Origin of the sequence: Micromonospora sp. NPDC047467 (assembly GCF_040643095.1) — a bacterium.
In the GTDB taxonomy this organism is placed as follows: Bacteria; Actinomycetota; Actinomycetes; order Mycobacteriales; family Micromonosporaceae; genus Micromonospora.
The window spans coordinates 324,268-346,355 of record NZ_JBEYTO010000004.1; the positions used below are offsets into that span (position 1 = coordinate 324,268).

Annotated in this window: 20 protein-coding genes; 12 read left to right on the top strand and 8 right to left on the bottom strand. The window is 72.0% G+C overall.

Annotated elements, in window-relative coordinates:
* The first annotated feature begins 18 nt into the window (after window positions 1–18).
* The 4 genes from ABZ780_RS14035 (at window position 19) to ABZ780_RS14050 (ending at window position 3,537) form a co-directional block, all read left to right on the top strand.
* A complete protein-coding gene (locus tag ABZ780_RS14035; protein WP_357486405.1) occupies window positions 19–423 on the top strand; it encodes a DUF3592 domain-containing protein in 405 nt (134 codons plus the stop codon).
* 92 nt (window positions 424–515) lie between these two features.
* On the top strand, window positions 516–1,136 hold the full coding sequence (locus tag ABZ780_RS14040) for a hypothetical protein (RefSeq protein ID WP_357486190.1): 621 nt from the start codon (window positions 516–518) through the stop codon (window positions 1,134–1,136).
* A 232-nt stretch (window positions 1,137–1,368) separates the two neighbouring features.
* A complete protein-coding gene (locus tag ABZ780_RS14045) occupies window positions 1,369–2,595 on the top strand; it encodes an epoxide hydrolase family protein (protein ID WP_357486191.1) in 1,227 nt (408 codons plus the stop codon).
* A complete protein-coding gene (locus tag ABZ780_RS14050) occupies window positions 2,596–3,537 on the top strand; it encodes a redoxin family protein (RefSeq protein WP_357486192.1) in 942 nt (313 codons plus the stop codon). It abuts the gene before it with no gap.
* 34 nt (window positions 3,538–3,571) lie between these two features.
* Here ABZ780_RS14050 and ABZ780_RS14055 read toward each other — a convergent pair whose 3' ends face one another.
* Both ABZ780_RS14055 and ABZ780_RS14060 read right to left on the bottom strand, forming a co-directional pair.
* Complete coding sequence (locus ABZ780_RS14055) at window positions 3,572–4,069, bottom strand: NUDIX domain-containing protein (RefSeq protein WP_357486194.1); 498 nt, start codon at window positions 4,067–4,069, stop codon at window positions 3,572–3,574.
* A 58-nt stretch (window positions 4,070–4,127) separates the two neighbouring features.
* Window positions 4,128–5,330, bottom strand: a complete 1,203-nt coding sequence (locus ABZ780_RS14060) for a M48 family metallopeptidase (protein WP_357486196.1) — start codon at window positions 5,328–5,330, stop codon at window positions 4,128–4,130.
* Window positions 5,331–5,599: 269 nt separating this feature from the next.
* On the opposite strand from ABZ780_RS14060, the gene ABZ780_RS14065 reads away from it, so the two are divergent.
* Window positions 5,600–5,803 carry a hypothetical protein gene (locus ABZ780_RS14065; protein WP_357011956.1) on the top strand — a complete coding sequence of 68 codons (204 nt, stop codon included), beginning with the start codon at window positions 5,600–5,602 and terminating at the stop codon, window positions 5,801–5,803.
* Between the two features lie 93 nt (window positions 5,804–5,896).
* Here ABZ780_RS14065 and ABZ780_RS14070 read toward each other — a convergent pair whose 3' ends face one another.
* Window positions 5,897–6,427 (bottom strand): hypothetical protein, encoded by a 531-nt coding sequence (locus ABZ780_RS14070; protein WP_357486198.1) that lies wholly within the window; start codon window positions 6,425–6,427, stop codon window positions 5,897–5,899.
* Window positions 6,428–6,437: 10 nt separating this feature from the next.
* Here ABZ780_RS14070 and ABZ780_RS14075 point away from each other — a divergent pair, with 10 nt between their 5' ends.
* The 3 genes from ABZ780_RS14075 to npdG all read left to right on the top strand — a co-directional run bounded on the left by ABZ780_RS14075 (window position 6,438) and on the right by npdG (window position 9,813).
* Window positions 6,438–6,758: a hypothetical protein gene (locus ABZ780_RS14075; RefSeq protein ID WP_357486199.1), complete on the top strand. Its 321-nt coding sequence runs from the start codon at window positions 6,438–6,440 to the stop codon at window positions 6,756–6,758.
* A 350-nt stretch (window positions 6,759–7,108) separates the two neighbouring features.
* Window positions 7,109–8,539 carry an RNB domain-containing ribonuclease gene (locus ABZ780_RS14080; protein ID WP_357486200.1) on the top strand — a complete coding sequence of 477 codons (1,431 nt, stop codon included), beginning with the start codon at window positions 7,109–7,111 and terminating at the stop codon, window positions 8,537–8,539.
* A gap of 575 nt (window positions 8,540–9,114) precedes the next feature.
* Window positions 9,115–9,813, top strand: coding sequence for an NADPH-dependent F420 reductase (gene npdG / locus ABZ780_RS14085; protein ID WP_357486202.1), 699 nt, complete (start codon window positions 9,115–9,117; stop codon window positions 9,811–9,813).
* A gap of 539 nt (window positions 9,814–10,352) precedes the next feature.
* Here the strand turns inward: npdG and ABZ780_RS14090 are convergent.
* The 3 genes from ABZ780_RS14090 to ABZ780_RS14100 form a co-directional block, all read right to left on the bottom strand.
* Window positions 10,353–11,603, bottom strand: coding sequence for a DUF222 domain-containing protein (locus tag ABZ780_RS14090; protein ID WP_357486204.1), 1,251 nt, complete (start codon window positions 11,601–11,603; stop codon window positions 10,353–10,355).
* Window positions 11,604–12,270: 667 nt separating this feature from the next.
* Window positions 12,271–13,116, bottom strand: coding sequence for a 3-methyl-2-oxobutanoate hydroxymethyltransferase (panB, locus tag ABZ780_RS14095; RefSeq protein WP_357486206.1), 846 nt, complete (start codon window positions 13,114–13,116; stop codon window positions 12,271–12,273).
* Between the two features lie 159 nt (window positions 13,117–13,275).
* On the bottom strand, window positions 13,276–15,033 hold the full coding sequence (locus tag ABZ780_RS14100) for an NAD+ synthase (RefSeq protein WP_357011973.1): 1,758 nt from the start codon (window positions 15,031–15,033) through the stop codon (window positions 13,276–13,278).
* Window positions 15,034–15,246: 213 nt separating this feature from the next.
* Here ABZ780_RS14100 and glnA point away from each other — a divergent pair, with 213 nt between their 5' ends.
* The 3 genes from glnA to ABZ780_RS14115 all read left to right on the top strand — a co-directional run bounded on the left by glnA (window position 15,247) and on the right by ABZ780_RS14115 (window position 19,140).
* Window positions 15,247–16,596 carry a type I glutamate--ammonia ligase gene (gene glnA / locus ABZ780_RS14105; RefSeq protein ID WP_357011975.1) on the top strand — a complete coding sequence of 450 codons (1,350 nt, stop codon included), beginning with the start codon at window positions 15,247–15,249 and terminating at the stop codon, window positions 16,594–16,596.
* Window positions 16,597–16,683: 87 nt separating this feature from the next.
* A complete protein-coding gene (locus ABZ780_RS14110) occupies window positions 16,684–17,109 on the top strand; it encodes a DUF350 domain-containing protein (protein WP_357011978.1) in 426 nt (141 codons plus the stop codon).
* 669 nt (window positions 17,110–17,778) lie between these two features.
* Window positions 17,779–19,140, top strand: coding sequence for a M28 family peptidase (locus ABZ780_RS14115; RefSeq protein ID WP_357011980.1), 1,362 nt, complete (start codon window positions 17,779–17,781; stop codon window positions 19,138–19,140).
* Window positions 19,141–19,386: 246 nt separating this feature from the next.
* On the opposite strand, the gene ABZ780_RS14120 is transcribed toward ABZ780_RS14115, so the two are convergent.
* Complete coding sequence (locus ABZ780_RS14120) at window positions 19,387–19,932, bottom strand: hypothetical protein (RefSeq protein ID WP_357011982.1); 546 nt, start codon at window positions 19,930–19,932, stop codon at window positions 19,387–19,389.
* 180 nt (window positions 19,933–20,112) lie between these two features.
* On the opposite strand from ABZ780_RS14120, the gene ABZ780_RS14125 reads away from it, so the two are divergent.
* Entirely contained in the window at window positions 20,113–21,006 is an 894-nt protein-coding gene (locus ABZ780_RS14125) for a virginiamycin B lyase (protein WP_357011984.1), read from the top strand.
* Between the two features lie 34 nt (window positions 21,007–21,040).
* Here ABZ780_RS14125 and ABZ780_RS14130 read toward each other — a convergent pair whose 3' ends face one another.
* A complete protein-coding gene (locus ABZ780_RS14130) occupies window positions 21,041–21,964 on the bottom strand; it encodes an LD-carboxypeptidase (protein WP_357011986.1) in 924 nt (307 codons plus the stop codon).
* Between the last annotated feature and the right edge of the window lie 124 nt (window positions 21,965–22,088).

Consider the following 22,088-nt stretch of genomic DNA (forward strand, 5'->3'; position numbering starts at 1 on the left):
AGCCGAACCTTCCTGCGGGTGTTCTCGGTGTGTGGGCTGCTCCTTGCGGTTGTCCTGACAGCTGCAGGCGTCTGGTCGGTCGCGAACGACCATCGGGGATCAGAGACGGTGGCCGAGGTGCGGGACATCGAGCATCGCGGAGTGAAGACGTTGCTGACAGTCCAGTTCACCACCGAACGCGGAGAGGCGTGTGCATCGACTCTGCGATCCGCGAGGGACCGGTCTGTGGCTGTCGGTGAGCGCATCCCCGTTCGATACGCAAAGAGCGACCCTTGCCTGAGAGTGCGCGAGCGGAACGATCAGTCCGGTTGGGTGATCCTCCTTATCGCGATGGTGCTCCTGATGGCCTTTGCCGTCCTGAGCTACGTCGCCTGGCGCCGGCCGCGACCCCCACTGCCACTCCGCTACGCGGGCATGCCCTGAGGAGCATGTGCCCCGAGCCGAGGGCCACGTAGAGCCGGCTTGGTCCACTCGGCTTCGAAGAAGCGGTTGCTCAGCGCGGCTACCCTCCGGCCATGCGGCGTGTGCGGAGGTCACGAGCCCGCCGTCCGCGGCTGAGGCATCTGCCCGCGGCGATCCGGGAGGCCGACTGGCTGGACCGTCTCGTGTCCGGCGGCCTGGTTGCGTGCGCCCTTGCGATCGCGTTGGCCTGGTGGCAGCTTGTGCTGCCGGGCGGTTGGGACGGCGTCCGGGCCACCGTTTGGGGTGTGCCCGGATCGGCCGCTGTGGTCTGCGAGGAGGATACGGCCCCAAGGGATCCCCGGTTCTGGACCCTCGGGTGGAGCTGCACCGGCCCGTTCACCTCGAATGCGGGTGATCTGCGCATCGACTCGGTCCGGTTGTTCATGCATGGCGACGAGCCGCCCGGGCCTACCGTGGCCGGTCGGATCAGCGGCCCGGGAGCGACGTGGATGTGGCCTGACGGCGAGACCGAGTGGGTGTTCGCGGTGGCGCTGGCGGTCGTTGTGCCGGTTCTCCCCGGCTATCTCCTGTTCGTGGCGGTCACTGTGCTGGAGCCCTCGAACGGCTGGCCTCGACCGCGCCGGAAACCGCGCGCCGGTCCTGCTCAGATGGGCAATCGTGCGCGGCGTCGTCGTAAACGTCGACCACGGCGTACGGCCGATCCGATGGCGTGACGACGGTCTGCCGGCCGTCGGACGCTGGCCCCGGACGGGCCTTGCTGGTATGCCCGCGATGACGGGGCGGGCCGTTCTACGCTTCGAGATGTGGCGGCGGGCGTGCCCTGGTTCGACGGGCACCGGAGCCCGGCAGTGGCCTGAGGAACGGGTTCGCGGCGGCCTCTATCCCGCCCTCCCCGGCACAGCAGACGGCACCCTCCAGTGAACTCGAACGGGAGAGGAAGCACGCATGGCTGTCAAGACCAAGACGCGTCCAGGAACCACGGAGATCCGGCCGTTCACGGTCGAAATCCCCCAGGCGGACCTTGACGACCTGCGGAGGCGCATCGCCGCCACGCGCTGGCCGGAAAAGGAGACGGTCGACGACCAGTCGCAGGGCGTGCCGCTCGCGACGATCCAGGCCGTCGCGCGCTACTGGGAGAAGGAGTACGACTGGCGCAAGGTCGAGGCGCGGCTGAACTCCGTACCGCAGTTCATGACGACCATCGACGGTCTGGACATCCACTTCATCCACGTGCGCTCGAAGCATGAGGACGCGCTGCCGCTCATCGTCACCCACGGGTGGCCCGGGTCGGTGATCGAGCAGATGAAGATCATCGAGCCGCTGACCGACCCCACCGCCCACGGCGGGAGCGCGTCGGACGCCTTCCACCTGGTGATCCCGTCGCTGCCCGGCCACGGCTTCTCGGGCAAGCCCAGCGCACCGGGCTGGAGCCCGGAGAAGACGGCGACCGCCTGGACCGAGCTGATGAAGCGCCTCGGCTACTCGCGGTTCGTCGCGCAGGGCGGCGACTGGGGTGCGGTCATCGTGGACCAGATGGGCATACAGGCGCCTCCGGAACTGCTGGGCATCCACACCAACATGCCGGGTGCGGTCCCACCCGAGATCGACCTGTTGTTCCAGGGCGACACCACCGGCGCGAACAACGCCATGGGCTCGCTGCCGTCCGGCCTGTCCGACGACGAGATGCGTGCTGCCGAGGAGGTCAACTACGTCTGGAAGCACGTCGCGTACGCCCTCATGATGGCGACGCGTCCGCAGACCCTCACCGCGCTGGCGGATTCGCCGGTCGGCCTGGCGTCCTTCCTGCTCGACCACGACGCGAAGAGTCTCGCCCTGATCGCGCAGGTCTTCGACGGGGCCAAAGCCGGCCTCACCCGCGACGACATCCTGGACAACATCTCGCTCTACTGGCTGACGAACACGGCCGTGTCCGCGTCCCGGCTGTACGCGGAGAACAAGCTCTCGTTCTTCGCCGCCAAGGGCGTCAACGTCCCGGTCGCCGTGAGCGTCTTTCCCGACGAGCTGTACGAGGCGCCGCAGAGCTGGGCCGAGCAGGCGTACTCGAACCTCATCTACTACAACAAGCTCGACGTGGGCGGGCACTTCGCGGCCTGGGAACAGCCGAAGATCTTCTCCGAAGAGCTTCGCACCGCCTTCCGGTCGCTGCGCTAGATGGCCGTGCACCTGCCCCCGCTGGGCGGGGCGGTCGAGTGGCTCAACTCCGAGCCACTCGACCCCGCCGGGCTGCGCGGGCGCGTCGTCCTGGTGAACTTCTGGACCCTGACGTGCATCAACTGGCTGCGCCAGGAGCCGTACGTCCGTGCCTGGTCCCGGGCGTACCGCGATGATGGGCTTGTCGTCGTCGGGGTGCACACGCCGGAGTTCACGTTCGAGCACCTCGGCGACTGGGTGCGGCCGGCGGTCGCGGCGCGGGGGATCGACTATCCGGTCGTGGTCGACAACGACTACGCGGTCTGGAGCGTCTTCGACAACCACTACTGGCCGGCGCTCTACTTCGTCGACCGCGACGGTGTCATCCGCGACCAGCACTTCGGTGAGGGGCGCTACGAGCAGTCCGAGCGTGTCATCCAGCAACTGCTCGGCATCGAGCGCGAGCCCGTACCCGTCGAGGGCCTCGGCGTGGAGGCGGAGGCCGACTGGGACCAGCTGCGCACGCCGGAGACGTACCTCGGCTTCGGACGCGGCGAACACTTCGCGTCGCCGAACGGCGCGGCGCTCGACGAGCGCCGCGCCTACGACCTGCCGGACAGCCTGCGCCTGAACCACTGGGCGCTGGCGGGGGAGTGGACGATCGCCCCCGAGAAGGCCGTGGCCGGCGAGGCCGGTGGGAGCATCGCGGTCCGGTTCCACGCCCGTGACGCGCACGTCGTGCTGGCGCCGGGCGCTCAGGAGTCGATCCCGTTCCGCGTGCTCCTGGACGGCGAGCCTCCCGGCCCGTCACACGGTGTCGACGTTGACGAGGACGGCAACGGTGTGCTTTGCGACGGCCGGCTCTACCAGCTCGTACGTCAGCACGACGCGGTCCGCGAACGGACCCTGGAGATTACGTTCGGCGCGCCCGGCGCCGAGGCCTACGCCTTCACCTTCGGATAGCGCACGGACGCCGCGCCGTCGTGGTCCGGGTAGCTCAGTCGGGTACGTCGTCCCACGTCGTGCCCGCCTGTAGGTACCCGGCCGACTGGTTCTCGCGCAGCGCGTAGGCGATGACCAGCAGGGCGTGCTTGTCCAGCGCGGGCAGCCGATCCAAGGGGAACCACCGCACGGCCAGCGACTCGTCGTCGTTGACCCGGGCGGTGCCGGCGGCCACGCGGCACAGGAAGCCCAGGTTCAGGTATTCGCACTGATCCCCGTTGGGGTACGTGTGCGGGTGCGAGACGGCGCTGGACAGCCGCACCGGCGTCACGTCCAGACCGGTCTCCTCCCGCACCTCGCGGACCACCGCGGTGGCCGGCTGCTCACCCGGCTCGACGAACCCGCTGATCACCGACCAGCGGCCGTCATCGGCGCGTTGGCCGAGCAGCAGCTCACCGGCGTCGTTGCGGATGACGGCGCTGACGCTCGGCAACCAGAGCAGGTCGTGACCGACGTGCTTGCGCAGCCCCACGATGTAGTCGGGTGTTCCCATTCGGGGATCATAGGCACGACCCCACCCGCCAGCGTCGTCCCGTCACGCCACGTCGGCGTCAGGCCGACCAGCTGACGGTACGGCGGAAGCGCTCGTACTCCTTGGCGAGCTCGGCGTCGATCCGCTCCATTCGGGCCTCGGTGAGCACCACCGCCGGGTCCCGCAACGGTCGGTCGGTGAGCATCCGGCGGCGCAGTCCGCTCGGTGGGTGGGCGGCGAACAACGACGCCTCGTCGCGGACCGACAGTTGACGCAGCAGCGGCAGCCGATCCGCGTTCGCGGCGCGGGCCTGGGCCAGGGCCGAACGCCACCGGTCCGGGCCGTGTCCCGCCCGGGTCTCCCGGCGCACCGCCAGCGCCATCGACTCGGCGGCGAGCAGGGCATCGAGCAGGTCGGTCGCGGCAGTCGATCCGGCCACCCGCGCGGCCAGTTCGTCAGCGAGGTACTCGGCGCGCTGGCTGTCCCGCAGCGCCACGCTCACCAACACCAGGTGGGCGGCGAACAAAAACCGGGACACCACCCACTGGAACGCCCGACCCAGCGCGTCGCCCACCATCTCCACGATCCCGCCGCCTCTGACAGTCTGCACCGGCCGGAACAGGTCGGCGGCCGAGCCGAGCATGGTGAACGCGGGCTGGGTGAGCAGGCCCCGGCGCGGGTCACCGTTGACGAAGTGCCCGAGCTCGTGGCCGAGCAACGCCACCCGCTCGCCGGCGGTGAGGGAGCCCCACAACGGCAGCCCGAGGCACAGCACCTTGCGGCGCCGCAGACCGACCGCACCCGCGTACGCGTTGATGTCGCCGTCGACGCCGACCACGTCCGGCATCGGGGCTCCGATCGCCGTGGACACCTCGTCGATCAGCGCGAACAGTTCCGGCGCGCGGTCCCGGGAGAGGACCTCCAACTCCGGGTCGAGCCGCCCGAACCGGGGCCGCAGCGCGACCGCCAGGCCGACCATCGCGACGCCCAGGAGGATCGCCAGGTTGGGAAACGGGAACGCCACGAGCAGCCAGACACCGGTGACCGCGAGCGCGGCGACCGCCGCGACCAGCACCAGCGACGCCACCGCGGTCAGCGCCCGGGCGTGACCCGAGCCGTTGGTGCCCAGCGGTCGCCCGACCAGCCGGGCGAACTGCCGTCCGGTCGCCCGGTACGCCATCCGATAGGTCCACCGGTCGACCCAGGTCCAGCCGAACTCGCGTTCGCGCCGCACCGGGTCGTACGTGTCCAGATTCCACTCGCAGCGGGGGCACCAGGGCACCGCGTCTCGTACGGACGCCGTCGTTGCCCCACACCCCGGGCACGCCCCCGTGCCGGTCCCCGTGTTGATCACGGCGACCGATGCTGCCCCGCCGCCGCTTGGGGCGGAACCGGCCATTCGGCCGATGGCGGGTGGCGGGCGAAGTGTCCCGACTTGGGGTTCTTTCGCTGTTCCGGCCCGGGAGGCCCTGACCAGCTCTACTGTGGAGAGGGTCGGCGACTTGCGCGATCCGGTGGCGGCCGGTCGGTTCGCGGTGCACAGTGATTCCCATGAGCGACAACGGACGTGGTGGGCAGTTCTACTGGTGCACCCGGCACCACCGGGTCGAGACGGACGCCGACGTGTGCCCGGCGAAGCACGTCCTCGGCCCGTACGACTCGGCGGCCGACGCGGAGAACGCGCTGCAGCGAGTGCAGGAGCGGAACGAGGCGTGGGACGCCGAGGACGCCCGTTGGGCCGGGGAGGACAGGTAGACGGCGCGGGACGGCCCGCGTCGCGGTATTTCGTGCTCCGCGAGGACGCACGCGAGAGCACGTCCCCAAGGAGGGAACCACGATGGCCGAAGCTCAGCAGGCCACCACCCGCCCGGCCGCCCGACGCACCACCGCGAAGAAGACCGCTGCGGCGGAGCGGAACACGGCAGCGAGCCGGACCACTCCCGTCCGTAAGTCCACCACGGCGAAGGCGCCGGCCAGGAAGGCCGCCGGCGGCGCGGGGCGTGCCCCGGCCAAGAAGACCACCACGGCGGCCAAGAAGGCCCCGGCGAAGAAGGCCGCGACCAAGACCACCGCTGCGGCCAGGAAGGCCCCGGCGACGACCACGGCCTCCACCCGCAAGACGACCACCACCGCGAAGCGGACCCCGGCGTCCGCGACGCGCAAGACCACCTCCGCTGCGGCGAAGACGACGGGTGCGGCGCGCAAGACCACCTCCGCTGCGGCGAAGACGACGGGTGCGGCGCGCAAGACCACCTCCGCTGCGGCGAAGACGACGGGTGCGGCGCGGAAGACCACCAGCCCCGCGAAGAAGGCCACGACGTCGGCGGCGAAGAAGACCACCGCCGCGGCGAAGGCGCCGGCACGCAAGGTCGCGACCAAGGCGTCCGCCGTGAAGAAGACAGCCGCCAAGAAGGCCCCGGCCAAGAAGACGGCCGCCAAGAAGGCCCCGGCGAAGAAGGCCGCGTCCACGCGCCCGAGCGGCGGCACCCGCAAGGCCGCCGCCAAGACGGCGCCGGCCGCGAAGGCCACCGGCACCTCGTCGGCCACCGCCCGCAAGGCGGCGGCGAAGAAGGCGCCCGCGAAGAAGACCACCACGGCCAAGGCGCCGGCCCGCAAGGTAACCGCCCGCAAGTCGCCGCCCCGTCCGGTCGCCGCACGAGCCACCGCCCCCCGGGGTACGCGCAGCACCGCGCGAAAGGCCACCGGCTGAGCTGGGCGCCCCGCTGACCCGGCCTTGGCTGACCGGGCACTGGTTGCCGGTTCGCCGGTTCGCGGGCTCGTCGTTTCGTCGCGGCGTACCCGGCGGCTTTGAGGTTCGTTCCACGGGCGCGTCTGACGCGGTCTGGCGGCCGGGTTGACGCGGGCGTCGGTGCATTTTTACCTGCTGTCGTGTCGGTCTGACGCGCGCCATCGGGTGGTTCTGACGCGTCGGACATGGCTCGTCGGCGGATCCGACAGCCACTCGTGTGGCCCTCGCTGGCGCGCTCGCGTCGCAGGCCGGTCGGAGATCTCGGCCGGTCACCGGAAGCGGATCACCGACGGCGCTGTCAGGATTGACCCGTGGTCATCCGACGCGTACTCGCGCCCCGCATCGACTTCGGCGCGCTGCGCCGCGAGCTCGGCCTGCCCGAGGGCTTTCCGGCAGCCGCCCAACGCGAGGCTGACGAGGCGGCCGCCGCGCCGCCCCGGCCGGCCGTCGACCGCACCGACGTACCGTTCGTCACGGTCGACCCGGCCACCTCGCGGGACCTGGACCAGGCGATGCACCTCGCCCGCCGTCCGGGCGGCGGCTACCGCGTGCGGTACGCGATCGCGGACGTCGCCGCGCACGTCCGCCCGGGTGGTGCCCTGGAGGAAGAGACCTGGCGGCGGGGGCAGACCGTCTACCTGCCCGACGGCCATGTGCCGCTGCACCCGCTGACCCTCAGCGAGGGCGCGGCGAGTCTGCTGCCCGACGACGACCGGGCCGCCGTGGTCTGGACCATCGACCTGGACGCCGACGGCGGCACCGTGGCCGTCGAGCTGGAACGAGCCCTGGTACGCAGCCGGGCCAAACTCGACTACACCGGGGTGCAGGCGGCGGCCGACGCCGGTCGGCTGCCCGACCCGATCGCGCTGCTGCCCGAGATCGGCGACCGGCTGACCGCCCGGGGCCTGCGTCGGGGTGCCATCAACCTGCCGCTGCCCGAACAGGACGTGGAGCCCGACGGCGAGGGCTGGCGGCTGGTGCTGCGCGGCCCGGCGCCGATGGAGGAGTACAACGCGCAGATCTCCCTGCTGACCGGGATGGCCGCCGCCGACATCATGCTGGCCGGCGGGGTCGGCCTGCTGCGCACCATGCCCGGCCCCCGCCCGGAGGCCGTACAGCGGCTGCAGGCAGCCGCCGCGCCGCTGGGCGTGCACTGGCCCGACGGCGCGGCCCCGGGCGAGGTGATCGCCGTGCTGGACCCCGCGCAGCCCCGTGCCGCCGCGTTCATCGACCAGGCAGCCGAGCTGATGCGCGGTGCCGCGTACACCGCGTTCGACGGCTCGCCGCCCGAGCAGCCGGACCACGGTGGCGTGGCCGCCGCGTACGCCCACGTCACGGCGCCGCTGCGGCGCCTGGCCGACCGGTACGCCACCGAGGTCTGCCTGGCCCTGCACGCGGGCCGGCCGGTGCCCGACTGGGCGCGCGCCGCGCTGCCCCGGCTGCCCGAGGTGATGGCCAGCACCGACCGAACCGCCTCGGCTGCCAGCCGCGGCGCCGTCGAGCTGGCCGAGGCCGTGCTGCTGGCGGACCGGGTGGGGGAAACCTTCGACGCGGCGGTACTCGACGTCGACGCCCCGCCCAACGGCAAATCCCGGCCCCGCCCGCCGGGCGGATCCGTGGCCCTGGACGCCCCGCCGGTCCGCGCCCGCTGCCTCGGCGAACTGCCGCTCGGCGAACGGGTCCGGGTCCGCCTCGTCACCGCCGACCCGGCGGCCCGCACCGTTCTGTTCGAGCTGGCTTGAGCTGCTTGTTCGAGCTGGCCCGGGCCCCTTGGCTCACCTGGCCGAGCCCTCTGATCGTCCTGGCTGAGTCCTCTTCAAGCTGGCGTGACCTTCTGGTCGCACCCGGCTGAGTCTCTTGTTCGTGCCGGCTGAGCCTCCTGTTCATGCCGGCTGAGTCTCTTGTTCGCGCCGGTCGACTCTCTTGTTTGCGTCGGCTGGGTCTCTTGTTCGGGCCGGTCGAGCCTCTTGTTTGCGTCGGCTGGGTCTCTTGTTCGCGTCGGCTGGGTTTCTTGTTCGGGCCGGTCGAGCCTCGTGTGCGCGTCGGCTGAGCCTCTGTTCGAGATGGCTGAGCGGCTGCTCAGTCCTGTTGCGCGGCTGCCGGCTGCGTATCGGCGTTGGTTCTGACCTGCTGCGTGGTCCGCAGCCGGGGGACTTCCCAGCGGTCCGGATGGAGAGCCGGATGCTGGCCCACTGGCCAGTGGGTAGTCGCATGGCGTCCTGCCGCAGGCCGGCGGGCGTGCCTGGCACGTGCGTAGCGGGGATTGTCACAGCGCCTGGCAGTGCTGACGCACCGGACGGTTTGCGAGGATGGGCACATGGCATACGACGCGAGCACGCTGCCCGACGTGTCCGGGCTGACGGTCGGCATCATCGGTGGCACCGGCGATCAGGGCCGCGGCCTTGCCTACCGGTTCGCCCGGGCCGGGCAGGCGGTGTTGATCGGCTCCCGGTCGGCAGAGCGGGCCGCCGAGTCCGCCGCCGAGATCGCCGCGCTGCCGGGGATGCCGGCCGACGCCAACATCACCGGCGCGGCCAACGACGAGGTGGCTCGCCGCAGCGATGTGGTGATCATCGCGGTGCCGTGGGACGGGCACGCCGCGACCGTCGCGGCTCTCGCCGAGCCGCTCGCCGGCACGATCGTCGTCGACTGCGTCAACCCGCTCGGCTTCGACAAGCAGGGCCCGTATGCGCTCGCCGTCGCCGAGGGCAGCGCCGTCCAGCAGGCCGCCGCGCTGCTGCCCAACTCCCGCGTCTGCGCGGCGTTCAACCACGTCAGCGCCCCGCTACTGGCCGACCCCGAGGTCGACCGGATCGACCTGGACGTGCTGATCTGCACCGAAGAGCGTGAGCTGGTCGACGTGGTCGGCGCGCTCGCCGCCCGGATCCCCGGCATGCGCGGCATCTACGCCGGCCGGCTGCGCAACGCCCACCAGATCGAGGCGTTCACCGCCAACCTGATCGCCATCAACAAGCGCTACAAGGCACACGCCGGCATCCGCGTCACCGACCTGTAAACGCCCGCTGGCCCGCAGCGGTCAGCATGCGCGACCGGCCGCAGGCCGCCGGTCGGCCTCAGGCTCCGGTTGAACGTGTGAGAGGCGCGTGCCGCTGACGCCGGCGCCGGCGCGGGCGGTTGGGCTGAGGGCTGACTGCTGGCTCTGGCCGTTGCCGCTGAACGTTGGGGACGGCCGGCGTCGCTCAGACCGGCGCGGGCAGGGCCGCCTCGGCCGCCGCCGCGAGCGAACCGAGCAGCCCCACCGCTACTGCTCGCTACTGCTGTCCGCTGCTGCTGGCTGTCCGCTGGCGCTGGCTGGTACCACTGGCGCCGCCCCTCCGGGTCCGTGGGTTGCTCGCCGGTCTGGGGTGGCTCGTAGGCTCCTGCCGTCTGCGGCCGTCTGCGGCCGTCGGTTGGCTCTGGGGTGGGCTCGCTGGTTCGCCTTGCAGACGGGCGCCGCCCGCTGGGCAGGGCTGGCCCGGGTGGGTGGTATCGGTGGCGGCCACCCACTGGGCCGGCGCGGCGGCCTGATGGGGTGAGGGTCGCTGCTGGTCATGTTCATGTCCGTCGGTGGTACTGGTTGCGGCGGGGAAGCTGGTCGGGGTCGAGCCAGGCCGGTGGGATGAATTCAGGATGGCCGTCGCCGGCCAACTGGACGGCCCAGTCGCCGTGGTGGATGTGGCGGTGGTGGTGGGGGCAGAGCAGCACCGCGTTGCGCAGGCTGGTGTCGCCGCCGTTGGCCCAGTGGTGGATGTGGTGGGCGTCGCACCAGCGGGGTGGGCGGTCGCAGCCGGGGAAGGCGCAACCACGGTCGCGCAGCACCAGGGCGCGTCGAAGAGGCCCGGTGATGAGGCGGCGTTGTCGGCCGACGTCGAGGACCTGGCCGGTGCTGCCGAGGACGGTGGGCAGGATGGCGGCGTCGCAGGCGACGCGGCGCACGGTTTCTGGGGTGAGTGTGAGGCCGGTGTCGAGGGTGCCGGCGTTGAGTTGCTGTGTGAGGCCGTCGAAGCTGGTGGTGACGACGAGTTGGGCGGGTTCGCCGCCGTGTTCGGGTAGCTGCCCGGTGCGCAGGGTGAGTCGGCACAGGTCGGCGAGGGCGTCGTGACGACGTTGCCCCGGGCTTCGTGTGTCGTCCGGGCCGGACGGCGCGGTCAACGGCTCGATGGCGGCGCGTAGGAGGCTGGCTGCTTCGGTGTCGAGGCTGCCGGCCAGCCGGAGTCGGCCGTCGGGCAGTTCGGAAAGGGTGACGTGCCGGTCCCGGGCGCAGCGTTGGGCCTCTGCTTCCAGTGCCGCGCGGGTGGCGGCCTCGGCGACCTCCGGGGCGACGTGATCGAGGATCCGGGTGCCCAGCCTGCGCAGCAGGGTCGGATCGAACTGCCCGGCCCACCCGATGAGCACGTCTACGGCCTTGTCGGCGGCCGGGGCGTCAGCGGCGGCGCGGACCGTGGCGACGGTGTCGCCGATGACGCGGGCCTGCTCCAGGGTGATGGCTCCGTCGGCGAGGGCCTGCCGGATCTCGGGGGCACCGCCATCAAGCGCAGCGGCGAGGTCGACCAGCCGGCGGGCGGCGGGGACGGTGAGCCGTAGCCGCTCGCGTAGCCACACGGGCGTGGAGGACGCGCCCTGGCTCTGGGCCGTGCCGCGGCCGTCCAACTCGCGGACCAGGGCGAGCTTGACCGCTGCGAGCCGCTGTTCGAGCCGATGCGTGGCGTCGAGTGCCGCGATCAGGTCGGGCTCGGTGAGGGCCCAGGCGGCCGTGGCGACGCACGCCGCCACGGCTTGGTCTGCCTGCGTCAGCTCCTCAACCACCACCCGAGACTAGAACAGGTGTACGACACTTTCAGTCACCAAGATCGATATGATCCCGCCGCTCCCGGCCCGCAGCTGTCGCCGCCGCTCCAGAGGGGCCCGGCGGGGCCGGCCGCCGGTGCCCGAGGGCCCGTGCCGGTGATCCCGTCGCCTCTGCGGGCTCCGGAAGCCAACGCCCTGTCAGCGCATGCCCGCACCTTCGTGCTGTCCGCGGCCGCCCGCGCCTTCGTGCTGGCCGCACCTTTCGTTCTGTGAGCCGAGCGGTCCTGCCATGGGCCGTTCGGCCGCTGATCGTGCTGGCCACGGATGTGCGGATGCCCTGAAGTGCGCAGAAGTCCCGTCCTGGCCGCGCAGCCCGCAACCGACGGCTCAAAGCTGGCGGGCACGGCCGGCAGCCCGTAGTCCACGGCCCGTAGCCCACGGCCGGCGGCCGGCGGCCGGCAGCACGGCGGGCAGCCGTAGCCGGCAGCCCGGAGCCGCCAGCCACGGCAGGCAGCCGCAGCCCACGGCCGACGGCCGCCAGCCCGCCGCCAGCCCACGGCCGGCAACCCACGACCCGCATGCGCAGCCGGCGGCCCGCAACCCCAGCCTGCGGCGCACGACCCACGGCTCCCGGCTCACGGCCCGCAGGCCCGTGCAGCCTGGCGGCTGTGCCGGTCCGTGTCTGTTAGAAGGTGTGTTCGGCTGCGGGGAACTCGCCGCCGCGGACCTCGTCGGCGAAGCGGCGGGTGGCCTCGGTCAGGGTGCCGGCCAGGTCGGCGTATCGCTTCACGAAGCGCGGGGCCTTGCCGGTACGCAGGCCGGCCATGTCCTGCCAGACCAGCACCTGGGCGTCGGTGTCCGGGCCGGCGCCGATGCCCACCGTGGGGATCGGCAGTTCGTGGGTGATCTGCTTGGCGACCTCACCCGGCACCATTTCCAGGACCACCGCGAAGGCGCCCGCCTCGGTCACCGCCCGCGCGTCGGCGAGCACCTCGTCGGCTGTGTCTCCGCGGCCCTGCACCCGGTAGCCACCCAGCGTGTGCTCACTCTGTGGGGTGAAGCCGATGTGCGCCATCACCGGAATGCCGGCGCCGACGATCGCGGCGATCTGCGCGGCGCAGCGTCGGCCACCCTCCAGCTTCACCGCGTGGCAGCCGCCCTCCTTCATGAACCGTACGGCGGTGCGCAGCGCCTGGGTCGGGCCCTCCTCGTACGAGCCGAACGGCAGGTCACCGACTATCAGGGCCTGCCGGGTCGAGCGCACCACGGCCCGTACCAGCGGGAGCATGTCGTCGGTGGTGACCGGCAGGGTGGTCTCGTAGCCGAACACGTTGTTCGCGGCCGAGTCGCCGACCAGCAGCACCGGCACGCCGGCCTGGTCGAAGATCCCCGCGGTGTACTGGTCGTAGGACGTGAGCATCGGCCACCGTTCGCCGCGCTCCTTGGCGGCGATCAGGTCCCTGGTGCGGACACGACGGGTGGCCGGTCCGCCGTACAGCGCGGTCACCTCGTTCGGAGTGGACTCCACCATCACTGTCTCCTTCCTCGAGGCCGCCTGCGCGGTCCCCGGGTTCCGTCGCGATCGTCGCACCGGGGGAGGGGGTGACGGCAGAGCGCAGTGGAAGATCTCACTCCCGTACGGTGGCGGGGCGCCGGGTCGGGTCAGCGACCCGGCGCCCCCGGGGACGACTCAGCCGTCCTCGCGCCACCGGTTGGTGATGGGGAGCCGGCGGTCCCGGCCGAACGCCTTCATCGAGATCTTCGCGCCGGGCGCGGACTGCCGTCGCTTGTACTCGGCGGTATCCACCAGGCGGAGCACCTTGTCCACCACCGCCGGGTCGTGGCCCGACTCGACCAGCCCGTCCCGGCCGAGGTCGCCGTCGACGTAACCGATGAGGATCGGGTCCAGTACGTCGTAGTCGGGCAGGCTGTCACTGTCCAGTTGGCCCGGGCTCAGTTCGGCGCTCGGTGGCTTGCCGATCGAGTTCTCCGGGATCGGTGCGGTCTCGCCCCGGCGGGCCGCGTCCGCGTTGCGCCATTTCGCCAGCCGCCAGACCAGCGTCTTCCAGACGTCCTTGATCGGGTTGAAGCCACCCACCGAGTCTCCGTACAGGGTGGAGTAGCCGACCGCGAGCTCGCTCTTGTTGCCGGTGGTGAGCACCAGGTGGCCCTCCTGGTTCGACAGGGCCATCAGGATGACGCCACGGACCCGGGCCTGGAGGTTCTCCACGGCGACACCGGACAGCGACAGGTTGGCCAGGAAGCTGTCCACCATCGGCTGGATCGGCTCGACGCGGTAATCCAGGCCGGTGCGCTTGGCCAGGTCGGCGGCGTCCTCGCGGGAGTGCTCCGAGGAGTGCTGGCTGGGCAGCGACACCCCGACCACCCGGTCCGGGCCGAGCGCGTCGACGGCGAGGGCGGCCACCACCGCCGAGTCGATGCCGCCGGAGAGGCCGAGCACCACGGACGGGAACCAGTTCTTGTTGACGTAGTCGCGCAGGCCGAGCACCAGCGCCTGCCACACCTCGGCCTCGTCGGCCACCGGCTCGATCAGCCCGCCGGAGGCGGCTGGGCCGGTCGGTGCGGGCGGGATCGTCTCCACGGTGCTGTGCACCACCCGCATGTCGTCGGCGACGCTCTGGCTGCCCGGTGCCGTGGTGGCGGCCGGCAGTTCGACGTCGTGTACGAGCAGGTGTTCGACGAACTGCGGGGCACGGGTCAGCAGTTCGCCGTCGGCCGTGACGATCATCGAGTCGCCCTCGAAGACCAGCTCGTCCTGGCCGCCGATCATGTTGACGTACGCGACGGTGGCGCCCGCCTCGGCGGCCCGGCGCCGGACCAGCGGTAGTCGGACGTCGTCCTTGTTCAGCTCGTACGGCGAGCCGTTGATGTTGACCACCAGGCCGACGCCGGCCTGCCGGGCGGCGGCGAACGGACCGCCGGCCTGCCACAGGTCCTCGCAGATGGTCAGCGCGACGTCCACGCCGCCGAGGCGCACCACCGTCAGCTCGTCGCCGGGGATGAAGTAGCGGTCCTCGTCGAAGACGCCGTAGTTGGGCAGGTGGTGCTTGAAGTAGCGGGCAGCCACCGCGCCCCGGTGCAGCAGCGCGGCGGCGTTGCGGGCACCCCGGCCCGGCTCGGCGTCCCCGCTGACCTGCGGTGGGCCGTCGGCGTCGAGGTAGCCGACCACGACTGGCAGGTCACCGAGACCGTCGGCGGCGAGGTCCGCGGCGAGCCGCTCCAGGGCGGCCCGGGACGCGGCGATGAAGGAGCGCCGGAAGACGAGGTCCTCGACCGGGTACCCGGTCAGCATCATCTCCGGGAAGAGCACCAGTTGGGCGCCGGCGTCGGCCGCCTGGCGGGTCCAGCTGCGGACCAGGTCGGCGTTGCCGGAGAGGTCGCCGACTCTCGGGTTGACCTGGGACAGGGCGAGACGCAGGGTGGGCATGTGCTCATCTTGCCCCAGCTTCGCCGGGGCAATCCGTACCCTCGAACGAGATGACGGCCACGCTGCGTCGCGCCCAGCCGCCGGGCGGGACACGAGGGGACGGGCGGCGGTGGTTCGCGTAACGTCTGCGTAACCAGGCCCGGGAACACTGGGCGATCAGGTCGGGTGCACCCGACCAAGGCGGACAAAAGAGTGTCGCGAGGGGTTGGGGAAGTGGACCGTCAGCAGGAGTTCGTCCTCCGTACGCTGGAAGAGCGGGACATCCGGTTCGTCCGGCTGTGGTTCACGGACGTGCTGGGCACGCTCAAGAGCGTCTCGGTGGCGCCCGCGGAGCTGGAGTCGGCCTTCGAGGAGGGCATCGGCTTCGACGGCTCGGCGATCGAGGGCTTCGCCCGGGTCTTCGAATCGGACATGGTGGCCATGCCCGACCCGACCACCTTCCAGGTCTTCCCGTTCGAGGGCGGGGTCAGCGGCGAGAGCGCGCGGATGTTCTGCGACATCCTGCTGCCCGACGGCGGGCCCTCCTGGGCCGACCCCCGGCACGTGCTGCGCCGCGCGCTGTCCAAGGCCGCCGAGAAGGGCTTCACCTTCTACACGCACCCCGAGATCGAGTTCTTCCTGCTGGAGAACGGTCCGCAGGACGGCTCGGTGCCCACCCCGGTCGACACCGGCGGCTACTTCGAGCACACCACCCACGCGGTGGCCCGCGACTTCCGCCGTCAGGGCGTGCTGGCGCTGGAGCGGATCGGCATCTCGGTGGAGTTCAGCCACCACGAGGTCGCCCCCGGCCAGCAGGAGATCGACCTGCGCTACGCCGACGCGCTCACCACCGCTGACAACATCATGACCTTCCGGCACGTGGTCAAGGAGGTGGCGCTCTCCACCGGCGTGCAGGCCAGCTTCATGCCGAAGCCGTTCACCGACCAGCCGGGCAGCGGCATGCACACCCACCTGTCGCTGTTCGAGGGCGAGCGCAACGCCTTCCACGACGCTGGCGACCCGATGAAGCTCTCCAAGGTGGCGAAGTCGTTCATCGCCGGCCTGCTGGTGCACGCCCGGGAGTACACGGCGGTCACCAACCAGTGGGTCAACTCGTACAAGCGGTTGTTCCCGCAGGCCCTGCCGGACCGGATCACCGAGAGCCCGGCGTACGTCTGCTGGGGTCACCTGAACCGGTCCGCGCTGGTCCGGGTGCCCGCGTACGGCAAGCCCAACTCGGCCCGGGTCGAGGTCCGCTCGCCGGACTCGGCGGCCAACCCGTACCTCGCCTTCGCGGTGCTGCTCGGCGCCGGCATGAAGGGCATCGAGGAGGGCTACGAGCTGCCGCCGGGCGCCGAGGACGACGTCTGGTCGCTGAGCAGCGCCGAGCGGCGTGCCATGGGCTACGAGGCGCTGCCGGAGAACCTCGCCGAGGCGATCGACGTGATGGCCGAGTCCGAGCTGGTCGCCGAGGTGCTCGGCGAGCACGTCTTCGACTTCTTCCTGCGCAACAAGCGGGCCGAGTGGGAGCAGTACCGCCGCGAGGTCACCCCGTACGAGCGGCAGCGCTACCTGGCGCTGTAGTGCGGGGATGACGCGGTTGCGCACTGCCGCTATCGTCTCGATCACCGCGCCGGTACCCCTCCGGGCGGAGAGTCGGGAGGCAAGTCGGTGCTGGAGGACCTGTTCAGCGGTGCCTGGCAGAGCGTCGTGTTCGGAGTCGTGGGCGTCGGGCTCATGGCGGCCGGGTTCGGGCTGGTCGACCTGCTGACTCCGGGCCGTTTGCGCGACCTGATCTGGGTCGAGCGCAACTCCAACGCGGGTCTGCTGCTCGCCGCCAACCAGCTCGGCATCGCCGGGATCGTCTTCACGGCGATCCTGACCAGCTACAGCGACTTCGGCAAGGGGCTCGCCTCCACCGTGGTCTTCGGCCTGGTCGGGCTGGCCATCATGGCGCTGGCCTTCGTGGTGCTCGACCTGCTCACCCCCGGCAAGCTCGGTGAGATCATCTGCTCGTCCGAGCCGCACCCGGCGGCCCGGGTCAGCGCCGCCACGCACTTCGGCGCGGCCCTGATCGTCTGCGCCTGCATCGCCTGAGGCTGCGCTTATCCCGGGTCCGGACGCCGAGCGCGGCGCCGGCCATCGCCGCCGAGCGCGGCGCCGGCCATCGCCGCCGAGCGCGGCGCCGGCGGTCGCCGCCGGGTGGGACTCCGGCCATCGCCGCCGGGTCGGACGCCGAGGGGCAGTGCCCGCCATCGCCCCCGCGCCGGTCGCTGCGGCGGCAGCGCGCCGCCGGGCGAGCGCTGCCGCTGCGGTACGCCGACCGCTGGTACGCCGACCGCTGGTACGCCCGATCGCGCCGTGCCGGCTCGGCGCGAGCCGCTGACCAGGGTTTCGCCCAGACGGTGAGACGCGCCGGTACCAAGTTCACTGCCGAACCCGTGAAACATCTCACTGGATCGTGCTCTTGTGGACGGCCGGGAGCGGCCCTGTCGAGGTGATCAAGGCGGGGCAAATGGTGAGGACTGCGCTCACCAGGGCGGACGTACTGGTCCCCCTGGTCAGAGGGGTGCCTGCGTGCCCTCCGGCCATCGCCCAAACGGATCTTGGAGGCATGCCGGGATATGGATAGGTTCTAGCTTCTTCGAGCCTGGTCAGCCAGTCGTCGACCGGGCTCGGCACAGTAAGGAGAGGCACATGACCAACGGCGGTTACCCCAATTCACCCGTTACCGAGTCCTCAGGCTCCACTGTGAACCGGCGTCGCATGCTGACCATCGCTCTCGGTGGTGCGGCCACTGTGGCTCTTCCGGCCCCGGCCTGGGCGGCCAACGACAAGCGCCCCGGCGCCCACCGGCCGCCGAAGCTCACGCCGGACGATCGCAAGATCATCGCTCAGGCCTCGGCCGTGCGGGCGCTGAAGCACCTGCGTGTCCTCAGCGAGGACATCGGACCGCGCATCGGTGGGACGCCCTCCGAGCGTCGCGCCGCGGACTACATCGCCAAGGAGTTGGGCCGCCTCGGCTACCGCGTCAAGCTGGAGCCGTTCGCGGTGGCGGACAAGTTCCTCGCCCAGCTCTCCTCGCCGACTCCGCTGCCCCGCGACCTGAACTGGCAGGCAGGTGCCTCGGCGCACGGCGCGCTGAACACCACGGTTCGTGGCGATGTGGTGGACGCGGGCGCGGGCGCGCCGGAGAACTACCCCGCGAACGCGGCCGGCAAGATTGTCCTGGTCGACTACGTGGCCGCCCGGCGTGAGCAGTTGGTCGCCACCGCACTGGCCCAGGGCGCGGTCGCCGTGGTTCTCCTCGCCGCCGACGGCGTACCGCCCCGGCGTAGCGGGACGTTCTCGCCGACCCTGCCGGGCTCGGCCAACTCGCCGGTGCCGATCCCGGTGGTCGGTGTCGCGCAGGCGCAGAAGGAGCGGCTGCGTGCCCTGCTCGCCCAGCGGCGGCGGCTCACGCTCACCATCTCCACCGTGGCGCACCGCAACTTGACGTCCAACAACGTCATCGCCGAGCGGGTCGGGCGCTCCGGCGCCAACGGGCCGGTCGTGATGGTCAGCGCCCACTACGACACGGTCATCGGCGCTCCCGGTGCCAACGACGACGGCTCCGGCACGGTGCTCTGCCTCGAGCTGGCCCGCGTGATGAAGGCGATCCCGCTCAACGCCACCCTCCGGTTCGCCCTGTGGGGCTCGGAGGAGCAGGGGCTGCTCGGCTCGCGTCACCACGTCCGGCAGCTGCCGCAGGCAGAGCGGGACCGGTTCCTCGCCGTGTACCAGAACGACATGGTCGCCACCAGCTGGGACCCGGCGACCCTCTACTGGCTGCTCTCCTTCACCGGGCAGGCCAACCGCGCCACCGACGAGGTGTCGGCCGCGGGCCTGCGCCTCGGCTACGACCCGCGCATGTCGCCGGTGACGCAGCGCGGCGCCAGCGACCACCAGTCCTTCCAGGAGGTCGGCATCGCCAGCGCCAACTTCTCCTGGCGTGGCGAGGAGAGCCCGGCGCTGCTGGAGCCTCCGTACCACACGCCCGAGGACACGATCGCCAAGAACATCAGCCTTGAGCGGCTTCAGGTCTCGCTCGAGCTGATCGGTTGCGCCGCGTACGCGACGGCTCGCTGAGGACTGTCCCGCACCTGGTGACGCGCCAGTGACGGGACAGGACGACGGGCGCCGCATCCGGGTACGTCCCGGTGCGGCGCCCGTTCGCATGTGGAGCTTCAACGTGGTCCGTCCGACGGACTCCGGGCGCGTTCGTTGTCGTCAGGACGGCAACGAACGCACCCGAGCCGGTCGGTGCGGGGGTGGCGGCCCCGCCGGTGCCGGCCGGGAGGAGGTTCGGCCGGCGAGGGGCGGCGGGGCCACCTGTCACTTGCCGGTCTGGCCGGACTCGGCGTCCTGACCGGGCTCGCCCTTCGGGGCGTCCTGACCGGGCTTGCTGTCCTGACCGGGCTTGCCGTGCGGGCCGCCGTGGCCGGGCTTGCCGTCGTGGCCGCCCTTGCCCGGGCCCGGGAACACGCCGGCCTCGGCGGCCTTGAGCACCGCGTCGGCTTGCTCCTGGGTCAGCTTGCCGTCCGTGACGGCCTGGTCCAGCCGCTCCTTCAGGGCGTCCTGCCGGTCCTGCGTCGAGGGCCGTTCCGGCCGGTCGCCCTGCCGCTGCTCGTGCAGCTTCTCCAGCGCCGCGGTGACCTGGTCGGTCGACACACCCAACTCCTTGGCAAGGGCCTCGGCGAACTCGGCCTGCCGGTCGGCGTGCCGCTGCTGGCGGTCGCCGCCCTGGTCGGTGGTGCTGGCGCTCGGGGACGGGGTCTTGTCGTCGGCGAGAGCCACCGTCGGGGCGGCGATCCCGACGCCGAGCACTCCCGCGGCGGCGAAGCCGGCCAGCAGGTGCTTCTTCGACATCTTGCGGATCATGCGAATCTCCTATTCGGTGGTGATGCGATGACGTCACCGACAGTGACCGCCGGAGCTGAGGGTCACCCATGGCGAACCTGTCAGCGGGCTGGCAATTCGCGGGAAAGGCCGGATTTATTCGGGTTGCGTCACCCTCGGGGAGGCCGGAAGGCTGGGCGAAACCCGACGAAAGGGCACTCCATGACGCAGCCCGCTATCCGCGAGGTCGCGCTCACCGGGCCGGGCTCCGGGCCGTACGCGATCACGGTCGGTCCCGACGGCGCGCTCTGGCTGACGCTGGCCGGCTCCGGCGGCGTCGCCCGGCTCGGCCTCGACGGCGAGGTACGCACCTACCGCGCCGACCCTCCGCAGAGCCGACCTCTGATCATCGTCGCCGGCCCGGACGACGCGCTCTGGTACACCCGCTCGGGTGACGACCGGCTCGGCCGGGTGACCGTCGACGGCCGGGTCGACTCGGTGGAGCTGCCTGCGGGCTGTGCGCCCTGCGGCCTGGCCGTCGGTCCGGACGGCGCCCTCTGGTACGCCGGCATGGGTGACGACACGGTCGGCCGGGTGACCGTCGACGGGGCCGTCACCACCTACCCGCTGCCGGTCGCCAAGGGCTTCCCGTCGATGCTGGCCGCAGGCCCGGACGACGCGCTCTGGCTCACGCTCAACCAGGCGAACGCCATCGCCCGGGTGGACCTCGACGGTGCGATGACTGTGCACCCGCTGCCCACCGAGGCCGCCGGGCCGGTCGGCATCACGCTCGGCGGCGACGGCGCGCTGTGGTTCGTCGAGATCGCCGCCGGGCAACTGGGCCGGATCACACCTGAGGGGCGGATCGACGAGTTCCCGCTGCCGGACCGCACGGCCCGCCCGCACGCGATCGTCGCCGACCCGGACGGCGGCTGCTGGTTCACCGAGTGGGGCGCCAACCGGATCGGCCACATCGACCCGGACGGCGGCATCACCGGCCACGACCTGCCGACCCCCGCCTCCGAACCGCACGGCCTCACGGTCACCCCGGACGGCGCGGTCTGGGCCGCCCTGGAAACCGGCGCCGTGGCCCACCTGACCCCCGTCCGACCTTGACCCCCCTGCCCCGCCAACCAGGGTCGGGGAGGGGTTACTGGACCGCTGAGGCGACTGTGAGGGTTGCGGTTGTTGTGTCAAGGGTGGCGGCAGTGCCCACCGGGACGGTGAGCTGGCCGGGGCCGTGGCCGACCGGCAGGCCGCCGAGCACCGGTACGCCGAGGTCACCGAGCCGTTCGCTGAGCACGTCGGTGACCGTGGTGTCCCACCCGTCGGCGCAGTTGGTGAACTGCCCCACCGCCACCCCGGCCAGCCCGTCGAGCGCACCCGCCCGGCGCAGTTGGGTGAGCATCCGGTCGACCTTGTACGGGGGCTCCTGCACGTCCTCGATCAACAGCACCGCTCCGGTCAGGTCGGGCAGGTCCGGCGTGCCGACCGACGCGACGATCATGCACAGGTTGCCGCCGAGCAGGGTGCCGGTGGCCCGACCCGGCACGCGTACGCCGAAGGTGTCCTCGCCGGGCACCGCCGTGACCGTCACCGGTTCGGTGGTCATCAGCGCGGCGTGCAGCGACTCGGCCGACCGCAGCGGGGTCCGCTCGTCCCGCCAGGCGGCCCCCGGGCCGTGCACGCCGGCCAGCCGGGCGCCCCGCCAGAGCGCGAACTGCAACGCGGTGATGTCGGAGAAGCCGGCCACCACCTTCGGGTCGCGGCGGACGGCGGCCAGGTCGAGGGCGTCCACGATCCGCTGCACGCCGTACCCGCCCCGGGTGCAGATCACCCCGCGCACCTGCGGGTCGGTGAACGCCGCGTTCAGGTCGGCGGCGCGCAGCTCGTCCGTGCCGGCCAGGTAACCCCGCCGTGCGTACGCGTTCGGCGCCAGCACCGGCCGCAACCCCCAGCCGGTGAGCAGCTCCACCCCACGGGCCACCCGCTCCGGCGAGGTCGGCCCGGACGGCGACACCAGCAGCACCGTGTCGCCCGGGCGCAGCACTGGCGGGCGGACGACGCCGTTCACGGCACGATCATCGGGCACAGCGGCAGAGCTTAGCCGCGCTAACGACCCGCGTGTCGGCGTACCGTCCGGGCCGGTCGGGACGCCGGCCGACCCGCGCCGGGCCGGTGCCGCGCCGGCCGCCCCG